The 9,397-nt window shown below is 41.7% G+C and carries 8 protein-coding genes and 1 pseudogene; 2 read left to right on the top strand and 7 right to left on the bottom strand.

The genetic code is table 11. The features are described 5' to 3' along the window. The 3 genes and pseudogenes from BSCG_RS0128005 to BSCG_RS03260 all read right to left on the bottom strand — a co-directional run. Positions 1 to 384, bottom strand: a pseudogene (locus tag BSCG_RS0128005) (Clostripain family protein); the annotation flags it as partial. A 386-nt stretch (positions 385 to 770) separates the two neighbouring features. Further along, positions 771 to 1,670, bottom strand: coding sequence for a helix-turn-helix domain-containing protein (locus tag BSCG_RS03255; protein WP_004308870.1), 900 nt, complete (start codon positions 1,668 to 1,670; stop codon positions 771 to 773). 30 nt (positions 1,671 to 1,700) lie between these two features. Further along, positions 1,701 to 2,603, bottom strand: coding sequence for a helix-turn-helix domain-containing protein (locus BSCG_RS03260; RefSeq protein WP_004295775.1), 903 nt, complete (start codon positions 2,601 to 2,603; stop codon positions 1,701 to 1,703). 204 nt (positions 2,604 to 2,807) lie between these two features. On the opposite strand from BSCG_RS03260, the gene BSCG_RS03265 reads away from it, so the two are divergent. Next, positions 2,808 to 3,815 carry an SDR family oxidoreductase gene (locus BSCG_RS03265; protein WP_004295777.1) on the top strand — a complete coding sequence of 336 codons (1,008 nt, stop codon included), beginning with the start codon at positions 2,808 to 2,810 and terminating at the stop codon, positions 3,813 to 3,815. 139 nt (positions 3,816 to 3,954) lie between these two features. Here BSCG_RS03265 and BSCG_RS03270 read toward each other — a convergent pair whose 3' ends face one another. From BSCG_RS03270 to BSCG_RS03285, 4 genes are all read right to left on the bottom strand, one after another. Further along, the gene (locus BSCG_RS03270) at positions 3,955 to 4,503 is read right to left on the bottom strand and encodes a hypothetical protein (RefSeq protein WP_004295778.1); all 549 of its coding nucleotides are present in this window, start codon (positions 4,501 to 4,503) and stop codon (positions 3,955 to 3,957) included. A gap of 81 nt (positions 4,504 to 4,584) precedes the next feature. Next, positions 4,585 to 5,358, bottom strand: coding sequence for a hypothetical protein (locus BSCG_RS03275; protein WP_004295779.1), 774 nt, complete (start codon positions 5,356 to 5,358; stop codon positions 4,585 to 4,587). Positions 5,359 to 5,381: 23 nt separating this feature from the next. Beyond that, on the bottom strand, positions 5,382 to 6,077 hold the full coding sequence (locus BSCG_RS03280) for a response regulator transcription factor (protein ID WP_004295780.1): 696 nt from the start codon (positions 6,075 to 6,077) through the stop codon (positions 5,382 to 5,384). A 12-nt stretch (positions 6,078 to 6,089) separates the two neighbouring features. Further along, complete coding sequence (locus BSCG_RS03285; RefSeq protein ID WP_004295781.1) at positions 6,090 to 7,607, bottom strand: sensor histidine kinase; 1,518 nt, start codon at positions 7,605 to 7,607, stop codon at positions 6,090 to 6,092. Positions 7,608 to 7,739: 132 nt separating this feature from the next. Here BSCG_RS03285 and BSCG_RS03290 point away from each other — a divergent pair. Next, on the top strand, positions 7,740 to 9,397 hold a 1,658-nt coding region (locus tag BSCG_RS03290; RefSeq protein ID WP_032849801.1), incomplete at its 3' end, for an outer membrane beta-barrel protein.

Here is a 9,397-nt window from a genome sequence, read left to right as displayed (position 1 = left end):
CTTCTGTACACTTTTGCCATTCTCATAGACAAGTTCGGAGAGAGTGGCTTTGGTGGCCGATGTACATATAAATACGATCACCCGTTCATTCTTCAATATATTGTTTCCGATGATACTTTTCAAATCGGCAATGTTCTGATAGAAAAAAGAAGTGAGATTGTTCGACCAGGGTAGATACATGAACACCGTCTGTTCATTATTCGAACGAACAACAGGATCAGTCGGATCGGGATCTGTCGGATCAGTAGTTGAGTCATCCGTTTGCCTTGTAGTTGGAGAGGTAGAAACAGGATCCTCTTTCTCACATGAAATCATGCCAAAAGAAAGAAATAATACAAAGAGGATTGATTTCATCAGACGATAATATGGTTGCATTGTTTCCATTATTCTACAAGGATTAAATAATCTTTTTATATGTAACGTAAAAAGAGAACCTTTTGATCTGTCTTATCGAGACATAATTGACATCTCTCTTTTTGCAAAGTTATTGAAAAATAGCGTAATTCCTATATTATCATGAATAAGAAAAAGGAGAGAGCTTACGTATAGACATAAAAAAAAGGAGCAACGCCTTGCTCCAACCTTTGTTAACCTTAAATCTAATACTATGAAAAACACATTGCAAAGATACGGACTATTGCGAAATTAGCAAATATTCCAAGAAAAAAAGTATGTTTCATAACATAGATTAAGAATTTGATATTCCAATTCAAATTTTATTAAGACTTTTTGATTGCTTTATCTTCCTCTAATCCCTTTGACATATACTTTCAATTAGGTATCCTGAAATCATTCGGAGAACAACCTGTGATTTTCTTAAATAACCGGCTGAAATACTGTGGATTCTGAAAACCCAGCTCTTGCGTTATCTGATTGATTGTTTTATCAGTATTCACCAACCAATCTTTGGCAATCTCGAAGCGTTTGAACTCGATATACTCTTTAAATGATTTCCCCGTTTCATACTTCAGTAAGTCGTTGAAATATTCAGGAGACAAATGAAGCAGGTTCGCGCAATACTTATGTGAAAGTATATCGACAGTCGGTACCTGTTTCGTCTCGAAATGGTTATTTATGATTTTATCGAATTGTTTGATAATCGTTTTATTCGCTTCATTACGTGTAATGAATTGGCGTTCGTAGAAACGGATACAGTAATCCAGCAATAATTCTATATACTTGGAAACTATCTTCTTGCTATGTCGGTCAATGCAACGTTCGAGTTCCTGGTTTATTTTATCCATAAACCCCAGAATGATTTGCTTCTCGCGCAAAGATATATGTAATGCTTCTTCAGGCAGATAAGAGAAGAAAGTATAGTTATGTATATTAAGTCCGAGCGGAGTGCCACAAATCAGATCGGGATGAAAAGCCAATATCCATCCTTTGGAAGGAAAATTCTTACTGTTTTCCTTCATATTGATAGACTCTCCGGGACTAAGGAAGAGCAAAGTACCATCCGAAAAATCATAATACTGGTGACCATACATATACGCTTCACATTTACACTCACTCAATAGAATCGTATAAAAGTCGAACTTGATGCCCGCATGAGCTGACAAGTCAGCCTTTGAGAGATCGATGACACTTACCAGCGGGTGTAGTGTCTTACTCCCCAGGCAACAATTGCATTGATGCACGGTTCCTATTTTGAGTACTTTATCTCCCATGATGTTGAGACTCCTGTATCTAAAATACGTCTAGTTTTTTTGTTTATATTCGTTCGGGGTGCAGCCGACATGCTTTTTAAATAACCGACTGAAGTGCTGTGGATATTGAAATCCCAGTTCATAAGCTACCTGGCTGACAGTTTGAACACCTTCCAGTATTCTTTCTTTGGCCAGTTCGATAATCCGGCACTGGATATATTCCTGTGCAGTTTTTCCGGTTTCCTTCTTTATCAGGTCCCCGAAATAATTAGGAGAGAGGCATGCCTTGTCTGCAAAGTATTTCACGGATGGCAGTCCTTCGGTCATTGCCACCTGATTTTGGAAATATTCGTCCAGTAATTGCTCGAATTTAACGACTATATCTTTATTCGCCTGATTGCGTGTAATGAACTGCCGTTCGTAGAAACGCATACAGTAATCCAATAGCAGTTCGATATTCCGTACGATAAGTTGCTTGCTATGCTTGTCGATAGTATGCTCCAGTTCGAGCCGGATTTTATGTATGCAATCGGTTACGATTTCTCTTTCCTGATCTGAAAGATGCAATGCCTCATTTACCTCGTAAGAGAAAAAAGTATAGTTTTTGATATTCTGTCCTAATGAAGTTCCACGGATTAAATCGGGGTGGAATAAAACCCCAATCGACTTGGTACGGGGAGCCGTTCGGTTACGGTTGTCTATTCCGCTCACTTGTCCCGGTGCCATACAGACAACCGTTCCTTCCTGATAATCGTAATTCTTACGTCCGTATGTGAGATCCCCGCATTTGGCATCTTTCAGGAACAGACAATAGAATCCGATGTTCATACGGATATACTCAACCGACTTGGTAGCTTTTGAGAAGTCGATTACATTAACTAAAGGGTGCAATGTCTCCAGTCCAAACAACTGGTCATACTGATCGACGGTTTCAATTTTTGTTATTTCATCCATATGCTTTGTTATTAATCTGATACAAAGATAAAACATTTGGAGGTATCTTTTTTATTTCATACCTCAAATCAGTAATAAGGGTACAAGAATCAGTAATCTGTATACTACATAAACTTGCGGGCGGAAAAATAAATGGCAATGATTGCTGGAAGTAAGTCATGGAATTGATATATTTGCTCCGGAGAATATAAAAAAACAGGTTTTATGAAAGCATTATTCATTGGAGGAACGGGTACTATCAGTACAGATGTAGTTGCATTGGCGCAACAGAGAGGGTGGGAGATTACTCTCCTTAACCGCGGCTCAAAAAAAATGCCGGAAGGAATTCACAGTATCATTGCGGATATTAATGATGAAGAAGCTGTGGCAAAAGCCATCGCACTTGAACATTACGATGTGGTTGCGCAATTCATCGGTTATACGGCAGAAGACGTAAAGCGTGATATCCGCCTGTTTCAGAATAAAACGCGGCAATACATCTTTATCAGCAGTGCCTCTGCCTATCAAAAGCCATTAACCGATTATCGCATTACCGAAAGCACCCCTCTGGTCAATCCCTACTGGCAGTATTCCAGAAACAAGATAGAAGCGGAAGAAGTATTGATGTCAGCCTACCGGACAAGTGGCTTTCCGGTGACCATCGTTCGTCCCAGCCATACCTATAACGGAACCAAACCTCCCGTAGCCGTACATGGAGATAAGGGAAACTGGCAGATTCTCAAACGGATTCTTGACGGAAAACCTGTCATTATTCCCGGTGATGGCTCCTCTTTGTGGACACTGACTCACTCCAAAGATTTTGCCAAAGGCTATGTCGGACTGATGGCGAATCCACATGCCATTGGGAACGCTTTTCATATCACTACCGATGAAAGTATGACTTGGAATCAGATTTACCAGACAATCGCCGATGCGTTAGGCAAACCTCTGAACGCATTGCACGTAGCATCCGATTTCCTTGCCAAACATAGCGATCATTATGATTTCAGGGGGGAACTCTTAGGAGATAAAGCGGCTACGGTTGTTTTCGATAATTCGAAGATAAAGCGGCTCGTCCCAGATTTTATATGCCATATCTCTATGGCGGACGGATTGCGGCAAGCTGTACATTATATGCTTTCTCATCCGGAAACTCAAACACCCGATCCGGAATTTGATTCGTGGTGTGACCGTATAGCCAATGCAATCAGTGCGGCAGACAAAGCCTTCTGATTTTCCTGATTTTAATAAGTACCTGCCACTAATTAATTGCTATTTTTTAGGCACGGATTACACGGATTAACGCGGTTATTTTTCAGCAATGATAACCCTAAAGACCGTGACATACGTGTAATCCGTGCCTAATTATTATTTAATAAGGAACATTTCTTCCTTGCTGCACCTCAATTCGTATTCCGAAATTACCATTGGCAGATTTCAGTTCGAACGCTCCCCGGAAATTATTCCTTTCCCAAGGCATAGCGCTACGGTTAGGCACCCGCCAGCCATCCTTGTTGTAATCTCCGTAAGTATTGATTCTCATTCCGTTTTTCAGTTTGAAAGATCCCATCTGCATAAACTGTGGAGAAGAAGACAATCCCCAACCATATCCGTATCCAAAACCGGCAAACCCGGAGTAAGAAGACGAAGAAAAAGAGTCGGTGAATCCTTGAGAATAGGTAATATCCGTGTTTAAACGAAAGAGCTGATTATAATCTTTCGTCATATTAGGCATATCTAAATTAAACTTGGGAAGTTCGGGAGTTGCTACGTTCATTAACCCCATATCCAGCAGAAAACCACCAAACTCTTTGATATTGGTAGATGGAGCACGACGAATACTATCGGAAGGAATTTCCGACTGTGCGGATGCAAAACCGACCGATAATATCAGCGAAAGAAATAGAATCAGTTTTTTCATCTTCGTAAAGGTTGATTTACCACAAAGATAGATAATTTCCACCTGACTATCCGCTTCCGTTATGTTTTCTTAGAAAAAAACTTATCTTTTCAATTTAATCACCGGATAAACGACAGGAGCCGTCTCCCATTTCCTTTTCATCGGGTTGTATGAGCGTTCCATACCTCCATGGAGTTCGATATAATCGTTGAACTTGATTTCAAGCATCATGCCATAACCGCTTTGCGGATAGATAGGAGTGAGATATCCCTGCGAAGCATTTCGTTCGCCATTCACAGAATATTCGCCGAAAGCCCGTATACGCAGAAATTTATTAATCCGGTAAGCGGCCGAACCGCTAAAACCAAAATCATTTCTGGCACCATGTTGGAAAGAAGGCATTGTGTACTTGGCACTGAACAGCCCACCTGAAAGCTCCCATCGTTCATTAGGGGCATACGTATAAATGGCACCTACCTGAATATGCGTCCCCATGGTAGGATACGTATTATGCAAACTATACGTACTTAAATAGCTGTTAGCATTGATCCCGAAAATATCCGACCGATTATAGTCACGGCTGAAGGGATCGAAAGAAGTACCCAGTCTGGGAGTAGGCCAGGGAGTATCCATAAATTCGGGAGGAGATATATGAAGCGTCATGCTATCCGTTTGAATGGTTGGCTTCCTGTCGTTCGGCGTTATATTCATATCGGGTAAGATGAAGCCCTCCTTATCCATATTTAATGGCTGCTTTTGCTCCGGTGGCAGAAGAACCGCACGGCCGATGCTATCCTTTTTTACTTCCACCTGTTGCGCAAATGCGGTACAGGTACAAAGTAAAAACATAAATCCTGTGAACTGTCTTTTATTCATGGCACTTTGCGGTGTTAAAGAGTTTAGTTGACAATCAGTTTATAACCGATTCCCCGTACATTGACAATACGTATCTGTTCATCTTGCGAGAGTTTATGCCGCAATTTGGTAATGAACACATGCAAGCTTCGGGAATTGAAAAAACTGTCGTCTCCCCAAAGTTCGAGCAAGACATCCTGCGTGTTGACCACCTGATTCCGGTTTTCGCAAAGCCGTTTCAAGATTTCCGATTCACGATGAGAGAGTTCCTGTCTCGTTCCTGCGTGTAATAAAGTTTGTGCAACAGGATCAAACAGATAACTTCCTATCTCAAAATGATTGGCAACCTTATTCTCTGTGAAGAGAAAAGCCTTTCCCATCAGTGCTTTGATTCGGATAATCAGCTCTTGTATACCGAAAGGTTTTTTCAGGTAATCATTCGCTCCGAGTTCAAACCCCTCCACCACATCATTGATGGCCGAACGGGCAGTCAGGAATAAGACAGGAGTCTGTTTATCCGTCTGGCGGATGCGACGTACCATTTCAAAGCCATCCATTTTCGGCATCATCACATCGGCTACAAGTACATCCGGATGAAGTTCGAAGAAAAGGCTTAGTCCTTCCTCACCGTCATTCGCCGTATGAATGATAAAATCATTTTCTTCAAGTGTATCCTTGATAATCATGGCGAGCGTCTGTTCGTCTTCTACCAGTAATACGGTAATTTTGTTTTTACTCATGATTTTATGGGTTTATAAAGTAATGGTAAAAGTGCTTCCTTTGTCCGGTTCACTTTTTACGGTGATAGTTCCTCCATGTTTTTCGACCATACTCTTGACATAGAACAGTCCTAGTCCGTAACCTTTTATATTATGAAGATTACCCGTCGGGACCCGGTAGAATTTATCAAATATGTGCTTTTGTTTATCAAGTGGAATCCCGATTCCCCGGTCGGTAACGCTGACGGTTACTGTCCCCCCAGTCTGTCGGCAGGAAATAGACAATTCGGCTTCCTCTTTCGAGTATTTCACTGCATTATCTATCAGGTTACTGATGATGTTGCTGAAATGCGTACGGTCGGCTACAATGACAAGCGTTTCCGGTTGAATATCCAATTCGATATGTACAGGCTTGTCCGCTTTTAGCTGGTGCTGCTCCATGAGCGGAGTAATCAACTCCTTCAGGTTGATTTCCTCCGGATGCAAACGAAACGTTTTGCGACGCTCCATTCCCATGGATAAAATCTGTTCCACCAGCCCGCTAAGCCTTTGCAACTGCTCCTGACTGATGCGTAGATACTGGTCGCGCTTGCTTTTCTCTTCCGCCTGGTTAAAGTTCAGTAATGCGTCATTAGCCGCATAGGCTACGGCAATGGGAGTCTTTAATTCGTGCGTGATATTATTGGTAAAATCACTTTTCATTTCATCCAGCGTTTTCTGTTTCAGAAGCGTCCGGATAAGGAACCAGAAAGAGAATCCGAGAATCAGAAGAATTACAAATGAAGTGACCAGAATACCTGTCATCTGCTTTAACACCAATGAATTGATCGGCTCGAACACCAGTTGGTAGCGTTGGCTGTGATGCATATTAAATTCATAGTCATAGCGGATTGCCTTGGGACTGGGAATATAACTGCTATCTCCCGCAATACCTAATGTATCGGTATATACAATGGAAGAATCGGCACTGATTCCGGTATAAATCAAAAGAGTGTGATGAGGAATAGAGAGATTATGCTCTTTCATCACATGGGTGAGCAAACTGTCATATCGCTGCAGGTTGACATCTATATAAGTGTCCACACCCGAATGAATACCCTGCTGAATACTCATTAACAGCTCCTTTAGCGAATCTTGCTTTTTCAATAACACATCCAGCCCGTTCTCGCTACTTGCAACAGGTGTAGAATCTTCCGGAGCGTTACCAACGGCCTTTACCGTATCCGTAGTAGTTTCTGTCCGGGAGTGTATCGTATCCTGACGGCTACTATCCGTATAAGAAATCGTTTGTTTAGTCACTAATGAATTGCCGTCCGCATCATATCCGGCTGATACCGTCAGCGAACCGTGTTCCACATTATCTTTTTGCAAATCATTTACCCGGAGCACGACCTCGTTAAAGTCACTCGTCCGCATCGCATCTCTGATATTGCTCTCCATTTCCATCTTCATAGACCGGTAAAGCCCTGTCAACCAATAAGCTTGATAAACAAAGATTCCGATTAATGAGCAGATAACCAGTATGACAATATGTTTTAGTGGTAATTTCATACTGACAAAGATAATAGGAAACTATTCTTATTCTTCTCTTTGATAAGACTAAATAACACTAGATAAGCCAGTGATAACGCAAATTTCCATTTTTTCTACCGTATTTTGTCGTATTCCAAAAATAAAGACGAAATGAAACGGATTAATTTACTATTTATGTCTCTTCTATGTGTGTGGATATCCGCTACAGCACAAGTCGGACAACAGTCACAGGAACCTGTCGACAGTATCAAGAATATAGGTTATATGGATAGTTTGTTTCAGGAACTGCCCGAAGTGATGATTATAGGTGAACGCCCTATCGTGAAAGCCGAACAAGGCAAACTCGTGTATGACGTGCCGAGACTGGTGGGCAACCTGCCTGTGGATAATGCCTATGATGTTGTGAAAAATCTTCCGGGTATAGTAAATATGAATAATAGTCTGATGTTGGGAGGACAGGAGGTAACTGTTGTCATCAACGGAAAAGTGACCACTCTGTCTGCCGAACAATTGGATGCTTTATTAAAATCGATTCCTGTCAGCCGGATTGAAAAGGCGGAAGTGATGTATTCCGCTCCGGCACGCTATCAGGTACGCGGACCGATGATTAACCTGATATTAGCACCCGGCACAGGACAAGCATCTTCCCTTCAAGGAGAACTCTATACAGCTTTTAACCAACATCACTACGAATCTTTGGCAGAACGTGGAAGTCTTCTGTACTCCGGACGTAAATTCTCTGCAGATCTTCTTTACTCTTACTCTTATGATCGTGACCGAAGGATTACGGAGAAAGAAGCACTTCACACATTAGCCGATGGTTCAGCGCATCAGATGGATATGGATGAAATAATGACTTCCCGTACCAACAGTCATCAGATACGTCTCGGAATGGATTACTCTCTAGCAGAAGATCATCTGTTAAGCCTGGTCTACACAACAGCTTTTACCGATTCCAAACATTATTCCATAGCTACCGGTGCGCAAAACTCTGTTACCGATTCACAGGGAGACAGCCAGCTCCATAACGCAAAGTTAGATTATCAAACCCCTTTCGGGCTGAAAGCTGGAGTGGCATTTACATCCTATCATTCTCCCGGCAGCCAATTATTATATAGCACGATGGGAACAGAGACAATGAATTTCTTAAGCCGCGATAAACAACAAATCAATCAATGGCGTTTTTATGCCGGGCAAGAACATACCTTAGGCAAAGGGTGGGGATTGAATTATGGTATGGCTTACACGACCGCCTTAGACCATAGTTACCAGAAATATTACGATCCTGAAACAGACCACTTACTGCCGGATAATAATATGGCCTCCCGCCGTCGCGAACAAACCCTGAATGTTTATGCAGGACTGAATAAGAGCTTTGGCGATAAACTCTCGGCCGATGTTTCCCTGGCAGCAGAGCAATATCATACAGATATCTGGAATGGATGGAGCCTCTATCCGGTAGCTAATCTGACTTATATGCCTGCCGCCGGACATGTCCTGCAACTCTCATTGAGTAGTGATAAGGAATATCCTGAATACTGGAGCGTGCAGAACTCTATTTCTTACATGGGAGCCTATTCTGAAATTCAAGGTAATCCCTATCTTAAACCTGCAACGAACTATGAAACGAGTTTCACTTATATATTGAAAAGCAAGTACGTCTTTTCTGCCTTTTATAGCTATACAAAAAACAACGAAATGCAAACCCTTTACCAGTCACCTGAACGTTTGGTGGAGATTTACAAGCTCTTCAACTTTGATTTTTCATCGCAGGCCGGATTAATGATGACAGTTCCCTTCAATGGAAG

Source organism: Bacteroides sp. 2_2_4, from assembly GCF_000157055.1.
Classification (GTDB): Bacteria; Bacteroidota; Bacteroidia; order Bacteroidales; family Bacteroidaceae; genus Bacteroides; species Bacteroides ovatus.
Note: the sequence above shows the minus strand (reverse complement) of the source record. Positions and strands in the feature narration are given on the sequence as shown.

What these genes read in the sequence shown, in the direction of transcription:
- BSCG_RS03270 (WP_004295778.1), bottom strand. Translation starts at nt 4,503, where the DNA reads ATGAAAAAACTGATTCTATTTCTTTCGCTGATATTATCGGTCGGTTTT.
- BSCG_RS03260 (WP_004295775.1), bottom strand. Translation starts at nt 2,603, where the DNA reads ATGGATGAAATAACAAAAATTGAAACCGTCGATCAGTATGACCAGTTG.
- BSCG_RS03285 (WP_004295781.1), bottom strand. Translation starts at nt 7,607, where the DNA reads ATGAAATTACCACTAAAACATATTGTCATACTGGTTATCTGCTCATTA.
- BSCG_RS03255 (WP_004308870.1), bottom strand. Translation starts at nt 1,670, where the DNA reads ATGGGAGATAAAGTACTCAAAATAGGAACCGTGCATCAATGCAATTGT.
- BSCG_RS03280 (WP_004295780.1), bottom strand. Translation starts at nt 6,077, where the DNA reads ATGAGTAAAAACAAAATTACCGTATTACTGGTAGAAGACGAACAGACG.
- BSCG_RS03275 (WP_004295779.1), bottom strand. Translation starts at nt 5,358, where the DNA reads ATGAATAAAAGACAGTTCACAGGATTTATGTTTTTACTTTGTACCTGT.
- BSCG_RS03265 (WP_004295777.1), top strand. Translation starts at nt 2,808, where the DNA reads ATGAAAGCATTATTCATTGGAGGAACGGGTACTATCAGTACAGATGTA.